This window comes from Bradyrhizobium sp. MI1.3, from assembly GCF_055811695.1.
Genome location: NZ_JBVVPQ010000026.1, coordinates 39,422 through 55,710, shown reverse-complemented (window position 1 = coordinate 55,710; position 16,289 = coordinate 39,422). Strand labels below are relative to the sequence as shown.

16 protein-coding genes are annotated in these 16,289 nt (G+C 64.3%); 8 read left to right on the top strand and 8 right to left on the bottom strand.

From position 1 onward, the window contains the following. The first annotated feature begins 320 nt into the window (after positions 1-320). The 5 genes from AC0L3A_RS20250 (at position 321) to AC0L3A_RS20230 (ending at position 4,898) form a co-directional block, all read left to right on the top strand. Positions 321-1,367, top strand: coding sequence for a LysR family transcriptional regulator (locus tag AC0L3A_RS20250; RefSeq protein ID WP_007593980.1), 1,047 nt, complete (start codon positions 321-323; stop codon positions 1,365-1,367). 29 nt (positions 1,368-1,396) lie between these two features. Next, entirely contained in the window at positions 1,397-1,768 is a 372-nt protein-coding gene (locus AC0L3A_RS20245; protein ID WP_026233304.1) for a helix-turn-helix domain-containing protein, read from the top strand. A 374-nt stretch (positions 1,769-2,142) separates the two neighbouring features. Further along, positions 2,143-3,492, top strand: a complete 1,350-nt coding sequence (locus AC0L3A_RS20240) for a L,D-transpeptidase family protein (RefSeq protein ID WP_219682744.1) — start codon at positions 2,143-2,145, stop codon at positions 3,490-3,492. Positions 3,493-3,603: 111 nt separating this feature from the next. Then, a complete protein-coding gene (locus AC0L3A_RS20235; protein WP_354163189.1) occupies positions 3,604-4,425 on the top strand; it encodes an enoyl-CoA hydratase in 822 nt (273 codons plus the stop codon). A 191-nt stretch (positions 4,426-4,616) separates the two neighbouring features. Beyond that, entirely contained in the window at positions 4,617-4,898 is a 282-nt protein-coding gene (locus AC0L3A_RS20230) for a hypothetical protein (protein WP_007593987.1), read from the top strand. A 28-nt stretch (positions 4,899-4,926) separates the two neighbouring features. Here the strand turns inward: AC0L3A_RS20230 and AC0L3A_RS20225 are convergent, their stop codons facing one another. From AC0L3A_RS20225 to AC0L3A_RS20215, 3 genes are all read right to left on the bottom strand, one after another. After that, complete coding sequence (locus AC0L3A_RS20225; RefSeq protein ID WP_007593989.1) at positions 4,927-6,006, bottom strand: isocitrate/isopropylmalate dehydrogenase family protein; 1,080 nt, start codon at positions 6,004-6,006, stop codon at positions 4,927-4,929. 130 nt (positions 6,007-6,136) lie between these two features. After that, on the bottom strand, positions 6,137-7,204 hold the full coding sequence (locus tag AC0L3A_RS20220) for an alcohol dehydrogenase (protein ID WP_007593991.1): 1,068 nt from the start codon (positions 7,202-7,204) through the stop codon (positions 6,137-6,139). A gap of 157 nt (positions 7,205-7,361) precedes the next feature. Further along, positions 7,362-8,558, bottom strand: coding sequence for a CaiB/BaiF CoA transferase family protein (locus tag AC0L3A_RS20215; protein WP_473255069.1), 1,197 nt, complete (start codon positions 8,556-8,558; stop codon positions 7,362-7,364). 195 nt (positions 8,559-8,753) lie between these two features. Here AC0L3A_RS20215 and glgA point away from each other — a divergent pair, with 195 nt between their 5' ends. Then, positions 8,754-10,169, top strand: a complete 1,416-nt coding sequence (gene glgA, locus AC0L3A_RS20210; RefSeq protein ID WP_219682748.1) for a glycogen synthase GlgA — start codon at positions 8,754-8,756, stop codon at positions 10,167-10,169. A 143-nt stretch (positions 10,170-10,312) separates the two neighbouring features. Here the strand turns inward: glgA and AC0L3A_RS20205 are convergent, their stop codons facing one another. The 3 genes from AC0L3A_RS20205 to AC0L3A_RS20195 form a co-directional block, all read right to left on the bottom strand. Then, entirely contained in the window at positions 10,313-11,263 is a 951-nt protein-coding gene (locus tag AC0L3A_RS20205; RefSeq protein ID WP_354127766.1) for an oxygenase MpaB family protein, read from the bottom strand. Positions 11,264-11,357: 94 nt separating this feature from the next. Next, positions 11,358-12,503, bottom strand: a complete 1,146-nt coding sequence (locus AC0L3A_RS20200) for a patatin-like phospholipase family protein (RefSeq protein WP_473255068.1) — start codon at positions 12,501-12,503, stop codon at positions 11,358-11,360. A 69-nt stretch (positions 12,504-12,572) separates the two neighbouring features. Continuing rightward, on the bottom strand, positions 12,573-13,388 hold the full coding sequence (locus tag AC0L3A_RS20195) for a 3-hydroxybutyrate dehydrogenase (protein ID WP_354163356.1): 816 nt from the start codon (positions 13,386-13,388) through the stop codon (positions 12,573-12,575). A 173-nt stretch (positions 13,389-13,561) separates the two neighbouring features. Between AC0L3A_RS20195 and AC0L3A_RS20190 the strand changes: the two genes are divergently transcribed. Further along, positions 13,562-14,449, top strand: coding sequence for a LysR family transcriptional regulator (locus AC0L3A_RS20190; RefSeq protein ID WP_007594001.1), 888 nt, complete (start codon positions 13,562-13,564; stop codon positions 14,447-14,449). Between the two features lie 24 nt (positions 14,450-14,473). Here the strand turns inward: AC0L3A_RS20190 and AC0L3A_RS20185 are convergent, their stop codons facing one another. Together AC0L3A_RS20185 and AC0L3A_RS20180 are read right to left on the bottom strand one after the other, a co-directional pair. Continuing rightward, on the bottom strand, positions 14,474-15,190 hold the full coding sequence (locus AC0L3A_RS20185) for a peroxiredoxin-like family protein (RefSeq protein WP_473255066.1): 717 nt from the start codon (positions 15,188-15,190) through the stop codon (positions 14,474-14,476). An 80-nt stretch (positions 15,191-15,270) separates the two neighbouring features. Further along, positions 15,271-15,555, bottom strand: a complete 285-nt coding sequence (locus tag AC0L3A_RS20180; protein WP_007594003.1) for a hypothetical protein — start codon at positions 15,553-15,555, stop codon at positions 15,271-15,273. Between the two features lie 242 nt (positions 15,556-15,797). Here AC0L3A_RS20180 and AC0L3A_RS20175 point away from each other — a divergent pair, with 242 nt between their 5' ends. After that, positions 15,798-16,280, top strand: coding sequence for a cupin domain-containing protein (locus AC0L3A_RS20175; RefSeq protein WP_473255065.1), 483 nt, complete (start codon positions 15,798-15,800; stop codon positions 16,278-16,280). The last annotated feature ends 9 nt before the right edge of the window (positions 16,281-16,289 follow it).

Here is a 16,289-nt window from a genome sequence, read left to right as displayed (position 1 = left end):
TCGAAACGCTCAGTCGTAAAACGCCTGGCGTGCTGCAATCGATCCATCGCGGAACGCGGCGCCGGGTCTCGCCCATGGACGTTCATCGCGGACAGCGCCGACGATCCCGCAGCCATGTCACGGCTCACAACGGAACTCACGCCACACCCCTCATACGGGCGATGGTTTGCCCGATTCCCAGCCCTTGTTCCCAGCCCTGGCAGCACCGGAATACCACCTGCGGCGTAGTAAGGATGACGTTCAAAACTCGTCGTTCCCCAACCCGCAGTGGTTGTGGTTTGCGCCAGATTCTGCCAGTTTAGCGACCCGAAGGGACTTGTATGCACTCCTTGGCGGAAAGGGGCGTTCCACTGCAGGAACGCCCAAAGACAAACATCAGCGGCCTGTCGGACTGGGATGCGGCGCGCATTTTCCTGGAAGTCGTCCGATGCGGAAGTTTCCGTTCGGCGGCCGAGCGCCTGTCGCTGTCGATCAATGCCGTCCGCCGCCGGATCGATGATTTCGAACGCCAGACCGGCACCACCCTGTTCACCCGCGACGTCCACGGCACTCATCTGACCGACGAAGGCGCGCTGGTGGTCTCCGCCGTCGAGCAAATGGAGGCGGCCGCGTTCGACGTGCTGCGCACCAGCGATTCGACGGCGAACGCCCTGTCCGGCGAGGTCCGCGTCGCCGTCACCGAGGGACTGGGCACATTCTGGCTCGCCCCGCGACTGGTCGAATTCCAGCAGGCCTTTCCGAAGATCCTGGTCGACCTGCACTGCGCGATGCGCTCGGCCGACGTCTCTCGCCATGAGGCCGATGTCGCCATTCACCTGTCGCGGCCCTCCGCGCTCGACGTCAAGCTGGTGCGCCTCGGCCGCATGCATCTGATGTTCTGGGCCTCCGAGAAATACATTTCAAAACATGGCGCGCCGCGTTCGGCGATGGAGTTGATCAAGCACCGCCTGGTGCTGCAGTTCGCCGACCAGCTCGACGCCAAGCAAACTTTCGAGAGCTTCTTCCCCGGCGTTCCGGAGCGTGACCTTCTGGTCATGAAGACCAACGTCTCGAGCGCCAATTACTGGGCAGTCGCGAATGGTGCCGGAATTGGCGTATTCCCGAGCTACGCCGTTGCGCTTGGCGGGAAGTTGATTCCACTGGAGGTCGAGCTGAACAGATCGCTGGATATCTGGTTGTCCTACCACCCTGGTAGCGGCCGGATTCCGCGAGTGCGGCACATGATTGACTGGCTGATCGAAGCCTTCAATCCGGCGCGTTTCCCGTGGTTTAAGGAAGAGTTCGTGCACCCGCATGAATTCAAGGACGAGTATATGGGCGAACCCCTGACCCACCTCTTCGGGGGGTTTTCAACCGAAGACCGATGAGAAAAAAGATGAAGACAGCGGCGAAGAGAATGAAGCAGCGCAGTGCCGGCAAGCCGGACATTGAGTTGGGCAAGCGAATCCGTCTGCGGCGCGTCGAGATGAAGGTCTCGCAGGCGGAGCTCGGCGAGAAGCTCGGCGTCAGTTTCCAGCAGGTCCAGAAGTACGAGAAGGGCGTCAATCGCGTCGGCGCGGCCCGGCTCCAGCAGATCGCCACCGCCCTCGATGTGCCGGTGACCTTCTTCTATGACGGCGACAACAAGGCGCGCGAAGTCGAGAGCCTGCTCTTCCTGGACTCGGCCTTCAGCCTCCGCCTGCTGCGCGCCTACAGCAAGATCAAGGACCAGACGGTGCAGCGTCAGCTCGTCTCTCTGATGGAATCGATCGCGGCGAACGAAGCCTGAGCCGATCGGCGTTCGCGCCTTTCCGCCCGATGTTCAATCCGCCGCGTCACGGGGACGCGGCTGGATTGGACGAGACCCGGACGAGATCTATCCGGCCCGCGCGCTCGCGCAGACTTCTCGGGGCGGCATCACCGCCCCTTTTTGTTGACCATTTTTCCCGCCGTCGCCCGCGGTTTTCGCGAACCGATTCCGGCCCTGTCGCGACCCAATCCAGAGACCGCCGTCCGACGTGCGGGGCTCGTGATGCGCCGTGCTTAAGGGAGCCGCAACCGGGAGGCGCTAGCCTCTCGCCGATTTCTCGAATCAGCACGACCACCGGAATTTCCGACGCGATCGCCCGTCCGGGCCTCGCTCTCATGGGGAATATGGGACACATGTCGAAACGCCATGCGATGATCATTGCCGTCGGCATGCTTGCGAGCGCCTCCGCGCTTGCGCAGACCGAGACCATTGGGCAGGCCGGGCCTAAGCCGGCGACTACGGCTGGCACCGTGCCGGCCGCCGCCAATCCGGCCCACGCAGCCGCCCCGAAAACCGCCGCGCCGGCATCCGCTTCGACGGCAGAAAGCCGCTCGGCCGCGGCGCTCGCGCTGACGCATGAGCCGACCTATGACGAAGGATCCGCCCAGCGCATCAAGGATGCGGCACTGAGCTATTCCGATCTGGCCGTGCGCGGCGGCTGGCCGGCCATCCCGGCAGACGCCAAATTCGCGCCCGGCGCCCAGGGCGCCAATGACGATCTCCTGCGCAAGCGGCTGATCGTCTCCGGCGATCTTGCCGCCGACAGGGCGAGCGGCGCCTTCGACCAGGATCTCGCCGACGCCGTGAAACGCTTCCAGGCCCGCCACGGCCTTGCACCAACCGGAACGATGACACCACGCACGATCGCGGCGATGAACGTGCCGGTGCAGACGCGCATCCGGCAGCTGGAGGCTTCGCTGCAGCGGCTCGAGAACATGAATTTCGGCTTCGGCCAGCGCTATGTCGTGGTCAACATCCCCGCCGCCTTCGCCGAAGCCATCGAGAACGACGTCGTGGTGAGGCGCTATCGCGTGATCGTCGGCAAGACCGAAAAGCCCTCGCCGACGCTGACGGCCCAGATCAGCAGCGTCGTCCTCAATCCGACCTGGACGGTGCCTTCCTCGATCGCCAAGACCGAGATCTCCGCGCATATGCGCAAGGATCCTACCTATCTGTCGCGCATGCACATGGAGGTGCTCGACGCCCACGACAATCCGATCGATCCGAATTCGGTTGACTGGTCGGGCACGCATACGCCGAATTTCACCGTGCGCCAGCACAACGGCACGTTCAACGCGCTCGGCGCGGTCAAGATCGACATGCCGAATTCCTATTCGGTCTACATGCACGACACCAACCAGCGCAATCTGTTCAGCGATGATTACCGCTTCGATTCCCATGGCTGCTCGCGCGTCGACAATGTGCGCGATCTCGCCGCGTGGCTGTTGAAGGACCAGCCGAAATGGAGCCGCGCCGCAATCGACGCGGAAATCGCCAGCGGCCAGCATCTCGACGTCGCCATGGTGAAGAAAGTGCCGGTGGCCTGGATCTATCTCACGGCGTGGATGACCAAGGACCAGACCGTCCAGTTCCGCAACGACGTCTATAGCCAGGACGAGCAGCTGCTGGAGGCGACCGCCGAAGAGGCGGCCTTCTTCAGCAATGCCGGCAGCCATCCGCTGACCGCGCATATGACGAGATAGATCGCGCCATGCAATCGCGGCACAGGCGGCTGCAAGGCCACCTCCGTTGCCGCGGTTGACCCTGGCCTCGCCCCGGCCGAACATTGCGCTTCGCCAACGAAAGCGAGCGCGATGTCCGACATGTCTAGCACGACCGAAATTCCTTACGCCGACGGCAAGATCCTCAAGCACATAGCCGGTGGCGTCGGCGTGATCACCTTCAACAATCCCGACAAGCGCAATGCGATGTCGCTGGAGATGTGGGAGGGATTTGGCGAGGCGCTGACAGCCTTACGCGATGACGCTGCCGTGCGCGTCGTGATCCTGCGCGGCGGCGGCGGCAAGGCGTTCGTGTCGGGCGCCGACATCAGCCAGTTCGAGAAGGCACGCCATAACGCCGCCGCTTCCGAGGAATATGGCAAACGCAGCGCCGCCCAGCGCGCGCTGCTCGCCGATTATCCCAAGCCGACCATTGCCTGCATCCAGGGCTTTTGTCTCGGCGGCGGCATGCAAGTGGCGATGCTCGCGGACATCCGCATTGCCTCCCATGGCAGCCAGTTCGGCATTCCCGCGGCGAAGCTCGGCATCGCCTATGGCTATGACGGCTTGAAGCACCTGGTGTCGCTGGTTGGCCCGTCCTGGGCCCGGCTCCTGATGTATACGGGCATGCGCATCGATGCGTCGGAAGCGCTGCGCATCGGGTTGGTCGAGCGCGTGGTTCCGGAGGATCAGCTCTGGGGCGAGACCATGGCCATCGCCGAGACGATCTCGCAAAATGCGCCGCTCGCGATCAAGGCTGCCAAGCTCACCATCGCGCAAGTGTTGAAGGACGAAAGCGGGCGCGACATGGACGCGATCAAGGCGGCCGGCACGGCCTGCATGGACAGCGCGGATTTTCGCGAGGGCCGGCAGGCCTTCATGGAGAAGCGCAAGCCGCAGTTCCAGGGACGGTGATTCCGTTATCAGCGAGCAAAATGAAAAACAATCCAGAGTGCCTCTGCCTGCTTCGTCGCTTTGGCTCTTCGCGATGACGGCCGCCAACGTGAACATGCATTCACGAAGATTAAATTCCCACGCCGCTGCAACACCATAGCAACCAGCTGATTTGCTGGAAGTTCTCTCGCCATCAAACGAGGGAGATTGCGATGAAACTCAAATTTGCTGTTGTTGGTCTGGCTGCCCTGGGCGGCGCAACGCTCGCATCAGGACAGGCGCTCGCAGCGATGCCGAACGGCATTCCGCAGGCCGACCGTATCGCGAGCGGCCCGGCAGCCGACGTCGATCAGGTGCGCTGGGTCTGCAACCCCTGGGGTCGCTGCTTCTGGCGTCCGAACTATTATGGCGCCTACGGCTTTTACGGCGGCCCGCGACGCTTCTACGGCGGCCGTCCGTGGGGCTGGGGCCATCGCCACTGGCGTCGCTGGTGAACTACAAGGGGCCGCGAGGCCTCTCTTCCTACAAAGCCGCGAGCACCGCCTTCGTGATGTCGGCGGTGCCGTTGCTGCCGCCGAATTCCATCGGCTTCAGGCCGCCGGCATAGACCTTGTCCACGGCGCGCTCAATTTGTTCGCCGGCCTCAGCCGCGCCCTCGACGCCGTGCTTGTCGGCGAGCCAGTCCAGCATCATCGCGGCCGACAGGATCATCCCGGTGGGATTGGCCTTGCCCTGCCCCATGATGTCGGGCGCGGTGCCGTGGCACGGCTGGAACACGGCGTATTTGTCGCCGATGTCTGCCGACGGCGCCATGCCGAGGCCGCCGATCAGGCTCGCGGTGATGTCGGAGACGATGTCGCCGAACATGTTCTCCATCACCATCACGTCGAAATCCCAGGGACGCTTCACCAGCATCGCCGAGCAGGCATCGACATAGAGCCGGTCGGTCTTCACCTCCGGATGACGCTTGGCGATGTCGTCGAAGATGCCGCGGAAGAACGCAAAGGCCTTGAACACGTTCGCCTTGTCGACGCAGGCGAGCGCGCCGGGCTTGCCGCGCGCCTTGCGCCGTTCGGCGAGGCGAAACGAGAACTCGAACAGGCGCTCGGACGTCTTGCGCGTGATCACCATGGTCTCGCGCGCCTCCTCATGGGTGACGACGCCCTTGCCCATCGAGGCGAACAGGCCTTCGGTAGACTCCCTGATCACGACGAGATCGATGCCGCGCTGGTCGGCGCCGACTATCGGGCTCGGTACGCCCGGAATGAGCCGCGCCGGGCGCACACCGGCATAGAGATCGAAGATGAAACGCAGCTCGATCTGCGGCGCGATCTCGGTGTTGTCAGGGTAGCGCACCGACGGCAGACCGCAGGCGCCGAGCAGGATCGCGTCCGCCTCCTCGCACAGCTTGATGGTGGTATCGGGCATCGACTTGCCGGTGGCGAGATAATGATTGGCGCCCGCCGGCGCCTCGGTGAAGCGGAAGCTCAGGCCGGATTTCGTCTCGATCTTGCGCAGGACTTCGATGGCCGGCGCCATGACTTCGGGACCGATGCCGTCACCGGCGAGCACGGCAATGTGGAAGGCGTTATTTGCGGACATGGGGCTTCCGAATGAAGGAGAGAGAGACTCGTCATTGCGAGGAGCTCTTGCGACGAAGCAATCCAGACTGTTCCGCGGAGGGATTCTGGACTGCTTCGCTGCGCTCGCAATGACGGAGGATAGACCGAGGCTACGGCGTCAGCACCGTGCGGCCAACCACCGCGCCCTGCTGCAGCTGCACCAGCGCGTCGTTGGCCTTGGCGAGCGGCTGCCGCGTCACGGGGATCGGCGCTATGTTCTTCGCTCGCACGAGGTCGAGCAACTCCTGCGTCTCGCGCAAATTGCCGACATAGCTGCCCTGGATCGTCACCGCCTTGATCGGAATCAGCGGCAGCGCCCAGGTCGCGCCGCCGCCGAACAGGCCGACGAGCACGAGCTTGCCGCCCTTCGTCAGGCAGTCGAAGCCGAGTTGGGTGGTGGCGGCGTTGCCGACGAGATCGAGCACGGCGCGGATGGGACCACCGGCTTTCTTGGCAAGCTGCTCCAGCGCGTCGGGCGTCTTGGGATCGACGGTCGCGAGCGCGCCGGCTTGCTCCGCGGCTTCGCGCTTCTTCGCGTCGATGTCGACCATGATCGCGCCCTTGCCGCCCATCGCCTTCAGCAGCGACAGTGCCATCAGGCCAAGTCCGCCGGCACCGAACATCACGATCGGCGTGTCGAAGTGCTGCTCGAGCTTCTTCAGCGCGCTATAGGTCGTGACGCCCGAGCAGGCGTAGGGTGCGGCCGACGCGGGATCGAGGCCTCTCAGATTGAGCAAATAGCGCGGATGCGGCACCAGCATGTGGTCGGAATAGCCACCGTCGCAGTAGACGCCGAGCGAGCGCGGCGTCAGGCACATGTTCTCATCGCCGGCGAGACAGGTCGCGCATTTGCCGCAACCGATCCAGGGATAGACCAGCCCGACATCGCCGATCTTCACGTCGCCCTGGTCCGACGACTTCACGTTCGGGCCGAAGGCGAGGACCTCGCCGACCGTCTCGTGCCCCATGGTCAGCGGCAAATTGATGCCGCGGTCCTTCAGCGAGAGCGGCTTGCGGCCGTGGCCGAGATCGTAGCCGCCTTCCCAGATGTGAAGGTCGCTATGGCAGACGCCGGCGGCCTTTACCTTGATCAGCACCTGCGTGCCGGACGGCTGCGGCGTCGCCTCGTCGAACTCCTGCAGCGGCGCCTTGAAGTCGGCGACCTTGAAACTTTTCATCGGTGTCCTCCCGGATACTTTTCTTGTCGCCGCCACCATGGCATGGGCGGCAGGACGAGACAAACTCGACCTGTCTAGTGTGGGCTGGTGGATCATGGCAAGCCGGCCACGCGGAAAGCCGCATTGCTCGCTGCACGAAGCTGTCCGTCAGACTTCGTCAGCCTTGCGCGGCTGTTTTGCCTGACGGAATTGGTCCACCGTCGGTGAGCCCGATCTCCGCGCGCAGCCCGTCGGTGTGCTCGCCAAGAACGGCCATCGTCTTGCCCGGTGTCGTATCGGCACCGGTCATCCGGAACGGCAGATTGAGGACCTGGAACGAACCGCCTTCATCCTCCACAGACGAGAGCGCCTCACGGTGCGCGAGCTGCGGATCGGCCAGTGCTTCGGACACAGTGCGGTAGGCCGAGGCCGGCACGCCGGCCGCACCTAGCGCGACAAGACAGACATCGGTCGAGAGCTGCCGCGACCAGGCCTCGACACCGTCCATCAAGTCGGCCCAATGATCGCGGCGCGCCGCGTAGGCGGCGAAGCGCGGATCGGAAATCCAGTCGGGGCGGCCGATCACGCCCATCAGTCCCTGAAACGTCTTCTCGCTCGCGACCGTGATCATGACATAGCCATTGGCCGTCTCGGTCGGCCCGAACATCGGGCGCGGCGGCGGCTTCACCGCGAATTGCGAACTCTGCAACTCCGTCAGCGTCAGCGTCAGCATCGATTCCAGCATGGAAACGTCGATGTGCTGGCCGAGCCCAGTCAAGGTGCGCTGGTAGAGCGCCGACGCGATCGCGCCAAACCCGTAGGTGCCGGTGACGACGTCGGCATGGTAGATGCCGCAATAATCCGGGCGGCTGCGGCCGGGCTGGTAGGCGAGATGCGCCATGTCGTAACCGGAGGCTGCATGGATCACCGGCGCATAGGCCGGCAGCTCGGCCGACGGGCCGCTCTGGCCGTAGCCGGAGATCGAGCAGTAGATCAGCTTCGGATTGACGGTGCGTATTCTGTCATAGTCGAGCCGCAGCCGATGCATCACGCCGGGGCGAAAGTTCTCGACCAGGATGTCAGCAGTCGCGGCCAGCCGGCGGACCGCCTCCTTGCCGTCCTCGGACTTGAGGTCGAGCACGACGCTCTTCTTGCCGACGTTGAGCTGGCCGAACACGGTGCTGCAGCCCTTGCGCAGCGGCGGCCGGGTCCGCATCGTCTCGCCGCCGTCGGTCTCGATCTTGATGACCTCGGCGCCCATGTCGGCCAGCATCCGCGCACAATGGGGACCGGCGATGGTGGTCGAAAAATCCAGGACACGGAGGCCGGCGAAGGCCTTTGTCGTGGTCCCCTCATGCTTATCTGATAGCTGCATGCCTGCTTGCGTCCTTGAGTCACTTAGGAACTTATCGAAGTTCTCTGTTGTTGGTGCGCCGACCCTAGAGGGCGGCGGCTGAGTAGGAAAGTCTTTAGCGAACAGACACGTCTCGCGGGCGGCTTTGGGAATTCCGGGGCAACTGGACCCGTTCTTGCATAGCAGCAATCGGGCTCCGGCAGAGGGCAGCAGTTCTTGAGGGTCTTGTTCGTTACGACAGAAATGGACGACTTTGTCCGCGTCGGCGGACTTGGAGCCGTTTCCGCTGCACTCCCCCGAGCCCTCCGTCCTTTCGCCGACATCCGGGTCATGTTGCCTGGCTATCGCGACATCATCGAACAACTCACGCATATTCAGATCGTTGGCCGCTGTCCGGCGTTCGCGGAGATGCCGGCCTGCTCGCTCGGCCGCGCCGCGACCAAGGACGGTCTGCCGGTCTATGTGTTGTTGTGTTCGCAACTCTACGACCGGCCCGGCAACCCCTATGGCGACGAGTCCGGGCGCGACTGGCCCGACAACGACATCCGTTTCGCTCGCTTTGCCTCGGCCGCCGCTGAGCTCGCGATGGGCACGCTGGACAAGGATTGGGCAGCAGACCTGATCCATGCCAATGACTGGCAGGCTTCGCTCGTGCCGGCCTACCTCGCTTGGCGCGGCTCCAAGCTGCCGTCGATCCTGACCATTCATAACCTCGCCTATCAGGGCCTCTTCCCGAAGGACTCGCTGCGGCGGATCGGCGCACCGGAGAGCTCCTTCCATATCGACGGCGTCGAGTTCTACGACCAGCTCTCCTTCCTCAAGGCCGGGCTGGTCTACGCCTCGCATCTCACGACAGTCAGCGGCACCTATGCGCGGGAGATCACCACGGATGAATTCGGCTGCGGTCTCGAAGGCCTGCTTCGAGTCCGCTCCGACGCGGCCGAGCTCACCGGCATCCTCAACGGCATCGACGAGAGCTGGGACCCGCGTTCCTGCGCCCAGCTTGCCCAGCAGTTCGGCGCCGGCGACTGGATAGGCAAGAAGGCCAATGCGGACTATGTGCGCAAGCAGTTCGGGCTTGCGGTGTCGCGCGGCCCGATGTTCGGCATCGTCGCCCGGCTGGTGCACCAGAAGGGCATCGATCTCGTGCTGGCGGCGGCCGACGAGATCGTCGATGCCGGCGGGCAGATCGTGGTCACCGGCTCCGGGGAGCCGGCGCTCGAGCAGGCGCTGATCGACGCGCATCGCCGGCGCCCTGACGCGATCGGGGTCGTGATCGGCTTCAACGAGGCCCAGGCGCGCCGCATCTTCGCCGGCAGCGATTTCACATTGATGCCGTCACGCTTCGAGCCCTGCGGGCTCAGCCAGATGTACGCCCAGCGCTTCGGCTCGCTGCCGATCGGCCACCAGACCGGCGGCCTCGCCGAGACCATTACCGACGGCGAAACCGGCTTCCTGTTCTCAAAACCCTCGCACGAGTCCTTCCTCGGCGGCGTCCGCCGGGCGTTCTCCGCCTTCGTGGCACAGGACCAGCTCGACACCATGCGTCGCAGTGCGATGGGACGGTCGTTCTCCTGGAGCATCCCGGCCGGCAGCTACAACGCGCTGTACCGGAAGCTGGCGGCGGTGTGAGCGCGCGGCGACGGCGTGTCCTTCGCGCTCCGTCCTTGCGAGCGTAGCGAAGCAATCCAGACTGTTTCCGTGGCAGCAGCCTGGATTGCTTCGTCGCAAGGGCTCCTCGCAATGACGGTGGTTTGTGGCAACGGCGGAGGACTTCACCCCTTCCGGCGCTGATCCATCTGCGACCGTCCGATCCAGGCACGGTTAAGGCACCGCGTCATCCAGTCCGGCTGCAGCTCGCCGCGCAGCCTCGCCTGCGCTTCCTGGTAGGGACCGACATAGCGCAAGCGATCCGGCAACTTCGGGTAGACGCGTCGGATCCATTGCAGCGCGTTGTCGGCTGACCTCTTCTCGCGCTCATCAAGCTCGAACCCAAATCCCACACCCAGGCGTTCCGGCAGCAGGCTTGCCGTGAGCGCGCGATACCAGCGCGGCGGACGCAACCACGGGCGCGCGCCACCAAAGATTTGCGCGGCGATCTCGCGCGCCGCCGGACTGACAGTCAGCGTATCCGAGTGCGTCATTGCCGCGGTGTAGGCCGCAAAGCCTGACCAGTCCGCGGGCAGATCGTGTGCCGTCAACCCGAACAGGGCACCGAACAACCGACTCTCGGCCCAGTAGCGTTCGCGTTCCTCCGCCGAAAGCGGCGGCAAAACCAGATCATGCGACATCAGCGCGGTCTCGACCAGCGTGGCATGAACCCAGCGCAGCGACGGGATGTCGTTGGCACAGTAGCGCGAGCCTGCCGCGAACGGACCGACGGTCTCCGGCATCTCGCCGACGATCATGCTGTGGCGCCGGTGCAGTTGCCGCGACGACAACAGCGCGCGGTCGAGCGAGCCGAACACCATGGCAAAGACGATGTCGAAGGTGCGATGAAATCGTCCGATCGGATCGGCCAAGGTTTTCGAATGCTCGGCGATGGCAGCAGCGACCCAGGGATGCGCCAGCTGCAGCAACAGCGCACGACCGGCGCCGAGAAAGATCACGGCCTCGCGGTCGATCTGCCAGGTCATCGTGTCAGGGCCGAACACACCAGCAACCGGTCCCGCCATATCAGCACGAACCTGATCGAGGGCAGATTCCAGATCTCTCTCAGCGACCAATTGCAAGGCCTCGCGACGAAGACAGCGGGCGACAATAACCCGGACGGCCTTCCCGTGAAATCGTCACTGCGAGAAACAATGACGGACGAAGCCCTCACTCCGCCGCAATCGGCATGACGTCCATATGTTCGTGCAGCACCACGCCCGCAAGCGGATCGAACTCGCCAACCCAGGGCCTTCGCTCCAACACGGACTTTGTGTGCGAATAGCCGGCATCCCAGCGCCGCATGATGCCGGACGGACTGAAGTCGATATCCTTGGTGTGGTTCTCGCGATCGAGCTGCGGCGCAAGCAGGCGCACGACATGCATGCGTGTCGGGCAACCATAGCTCGCCAATTCACGAACCGCCGGATCGCTGCGCTCGCTCTCGGGCAGTCGCGCGGCGAGCTGGTTGATGACATGGCGCAGGCGATGGGCTTGCTGCTGGCGCGTGATCTGGCTCGCGATGCGGCTGGAATACTGCACGTCCTTGTGCCGGTTCAAGACCTCCGCCATCGTGGTTGGCTCGGCGCCGACGGGATTCCACAAATGCACGGCGAAGATCAGCGAATTTTTACGCGGATTATCATCAAAGACCGCCTCGGTCGGCGTGTTCGACAAAATACCGCCGTCCCAATAGAGCTCGCCATCGATCCGCACGGCCGGAAACGCCGGCGGCAGCGCGCCTGACGCCATGACATGCTTCACCGTCAGCTCACCGTCGCGGCTGTCGAAATAGCGCATCTGGCTGTTGCGGACGTGAGCGGCGCCGACCGTCAACCGTGGCGCACAGCGATTGATCCGGCCGAAATCGACGAGCTCGAGCAGCGTCCGCTCCAGCGGGGCCGTCGAATAGAAGCCGGCGTGATCGGCTCCGAGGGGATAGGAATCGCCCGCATGCGCCAATGGATTGGGACGGAAGAAGCCGGGAATGCCGTGGGTCACGGTCGACCAATAGGCGAGCTTTTCGTTGAAGTCGGGAAACGCGGTGCGCAGATTCCAGACCGGATTCTGCTCCATTCGTTTCCAGAACTCCTTCAGGCGCTGCAGCCGCTGGTCGGGCGCGTTGCCCGCAATGAGGCAGGCATTGATGGCGCCGATCGAGGTGCCGATGATCCAGTCCGGCTCGATGCCGGCCTCGTGCAGCGCCTGGTACACCCCGGCCTGATAGGACCCGAGCGCACCGCCGCCCTGAAGCACCAGCACCACCTGGCCGGGCAGATCCTTCGACACGCTGGTATCGGGCTTTACGCCGTTCATATCCTGCTCCCTGAGAGCCCGTATCCTTGCCATGTTCGTTCCTCGCGATGTTTTGTTACGCGCTCGCCTTCAATGCGCGGTCCAGCCTCCGTCGACGGGCAACGCAATCCCGGTGATCGTGGCCGCCGCGTCGGTCGACAGGAATACGCTGAGCGCACCGAGCTCCTCGACGGTCGAGAAGCGCTTGTTCGGCTGTTGCGCCAGCAGCACGTCGCGGATCACCTGGTCGCGCGAGATCCCGTGCGCCTTGGCCTGTCCGTCGATCTGCGCCTCGACCAGCGGCGTATAGACATACCCGGGACAGATCGCGTTGCAGGTGATGCCCTCTTCTGCCGTCTCCAGCGCAGTCACCTTGGTGAGCCCGACGATGCCGTGCTTGGCCGCGACATAGGCCGCCTTGAACGGTGAGCCGACCAGGCCGTGCGCGGAGGCGATGTTGATGATCCGCCCGAACCCGTTCTGTCGCATTGCGGGCAGCGCGAGCCGCGTGGTGTGGAAGGCCGACGACAGATTGATCGCGAGGATCTGGTCCCATTTCTCGACCGGAAACTGCTCCAGCGGCGCAACGTGCTGGATGCCGGCATTGTTGATCAGGATATCCAGCCGGCCAGCCTGCGCGACCGTCGCCGCGATCATCTCGGCGATCGAATTCGGCCTGGTCATGTCGGCCGGCGAAAAACTTGCCTTGACGCCGAACTCGGCCGCGATCTGCTCGCGCGTCCGATCGAGCTCGGCCGCCACACCAAGGCCGTTCAGCACGATGTCGGCGCCGGCCGCGGCAAGTGCCCGCGCGATACCGAGGCCGATGCCACTGGTTGACCCCGTGACCAGCGCAACCTTGCCCGCGAGCGCCCGGGCGGCGGACGTCTGCGGCTTGACGGACATATTCACTGGCAAATCCTCCGACGACTGGTGTTGAGCCGACTGTGAAGCATCGCCCGGTTTGACGGAAATGCCCGTTAGCTTCCGAAACCATGCCCGGGCGCTATTGCGGCCGGGATGTCATTCCCCGCCCCGATCGGCTAGCCTCCGCCTGGTCTTGCTGGAGAGCCGATCCAATGGAAATGCATCAGGTCCGCTATTTCCTCGCGGTGGCGCAGCTCTTGAACTTCACGCGTGCCGCCGAGGACTGCAACGTGACGCAGCCTTCGCTGACGCGCGCGATCAAGCAGCTCGAGGCCGAACTCGGCGGCGATCTGTTTCGCCGCGAACGGCCTGCGGCACAATTGACCGAGCTCGGCCAGCGCATGCATCCGCTGCTGAAGCAGTGTTTTGATGCGGCCACCGGCGCACGCTCGCTGGCCTCCTCTTTCCGCAGCGGCGAGATCGGCGCGCTTCGCGTCGCGCTGACGCATTCGATCGATCTTTCGCTCCTCATCCCGCATCTCAACCAGATCAAACGGCAGTTCAACCGGCTCGAATTCCGCTTCCTGCGCGGCTCGAGTCGTGAAGTGGCCGACTTGCTGAAGAAGGGCGAGGCCGAGCTCGGGATTGCCGCCGACATCGACGAGGCCTGGGAGCGGCTCGATGTCTGGCCGCTGTTCACCGAGAGCTTCGAGCTCGTGGTCAGCGACGGACACCGGCTCGCAGGCCGCAGCAGCATCGAACTGGACGATTTGCGCGCGGAGCAGCTGCTGAGCCGGACGTTTTGCGAGCATTCCGCCCGTATCTCGGCGAGCCTGCGCGAGCACGGCATCGCGGTCGAACAGGGTCACGAAATCTCGAACGAGCGCGACCTGATCGAGCTGGTCGAGGCCGACATCGGCATCGCCATGGTGCCGCACACCTCGCCCGTTCCGGAGACGCTGACGCGCGCTGCGGTCGCCGGGCTGGACGCCCGTCGCACCGTCAGCCTCTACGGGGTGGCCGGCCGGCAGCGTACGGCGGTGGCCAACGCCGTGATGCGCATGCTGCGCGGTGCGGATTGGCGGGAGATTGCGGGTTAGCGGCGACGCTCGCTGCCGACCCTTTTAGGCTTCCCTGCTCGCGCCTTCCAACGCCTCAAGCAGATCATCGATCTCCATCCGCTTGCGGAAGTCCGGATCGACGAAGCGGGCTTTCACGAGACCGTCGCGACCAACGACAAACACGGCCGGGATCGGCAGCATCCAGCCATCATTGCCGTGGAATTTCGCCATGTCCTGGTAGGACAACAGGCTCTGGATCTCGGCACCTAGCCAGATCGCGAGATTGAGCGACAGCGCATAGCCGTTGTCGAGGTCGGTCAGGATCGGAAATGGCGCATCAGCTTCCGCTTTGAGCTGCTGGGTATATTCCTGCGTCTCCGGCATGACCGCGAAGATTCGCGCACCCATGGACTCGATGCGATCAAGCGCCTGGACCACCGCGCGAACATTGAGCCGGCAATAGGGGCACCAATGGCCGCGGAAGAACATCACGGCGACCGGGCCGCTCTCCAGCAGCGAGGACAGCGCGACGAGACGCCCGCTTTCGTCCGGCAACATGAACGGCGGCATCGCCTCGCCCGGACGCGGCGCGGTGTCGCCGCCGCCGTTTCCATTCAACCTGGTCACCAGATGATCGACTGCCTCGCCATAGGCCGGGAACACGTCGCGGCTGGCGTCGGCATAGGCGCGGAGCTGCTCGTTCAGCGTGCCATCCATGTCACGGCAGCGCTGGAAGGCGAGTTTGAGCCGCTCGGCATCGGCCGGCGAGAGAGAGGTCATCTTGCGCTCCAGCGTTCAGGGGACGAATATTAGGTGCCCGATCCGGCCGCCCGCAAGGGGCGGCCGTCATGCGCACGCGATCAGTTCACGTAGAAATTGCCGGTCGGGTCCAGCCGCCCCGAGGTGGAATACAGCGATCCGTTGTCCATGAAGAAGACGGTGTTGTCAGGGACCTTCTTGGCGCTCTTCATCATGGCCTCGTGGTTCTTCTCCGCCGGGGCCATGGCCATCGCCGACATCTTGCCGGGACCGCCATACATGTAGGCCATGCCGGCCTTGAAGTCCCATGTGGCCTCCGAGAAGGCCGATGTGGCGATGACCGCGAACGCAGCCGTGGCAATCAAGGTCTTGGACAATGTCGTCATGAGATGCTCCTCCGGATTGACGTGAACGCCCGCCAATCGGGCGCCCTGCCATCGAACGCCAATCGCTGGGAAAGCGGAAATGCCGATCCCCAATCGGTTCGATAGCGAGCGCGTATCGGGCCCGATAGCGCCGGTCTATCGCAGCGAGAGCGAAAGAGCATTTCAGAACGAGCACTCTTTCGACGAAAGTCCGGACATAGCCGGCGACCATTGCGGTTGCGGCCAACACAGGAGACGTCCCGATGTTCAAGCATCACACCTTGTCGCGCGCGGTCTGGCCCGGCCTTGCCATCCTCGGCGTATTGACACTCTCTGCGCAGCCAGTCTCCGCCGGCGAATGCCCGGCCGACAAGATCAAGCCGAACGCGCAGCAGATGGTCGACTACAAGCCGGTCGGCGTCACCGACGTCACGCTCGGCGCCATCGACCTCGGCAAGCAGCCGGCACACATCGAGGGTCGCGAGCTGCGCTTCCGCAAGCTGACCATCGAGCCCGGCGGCATCGTGCCCTGGCACAGCCATGACGACCGCCCTGCCCTGATCTTCGTGCAGCAAGGCGAGATCGTCGAACACGCTTCCAACTGCGTCGATCCGATCGTGCACAAGGCCGGCGACATCCGCCCCGAGGTGTCCGGCACCTCGCACTGGTGGAAGAACCTCGGCAAGGAAACGGTCATCGTCTATGTCGGCGACGTCCGCAAGGACCCGCACGACCACAACATGTAACGGGTGCGC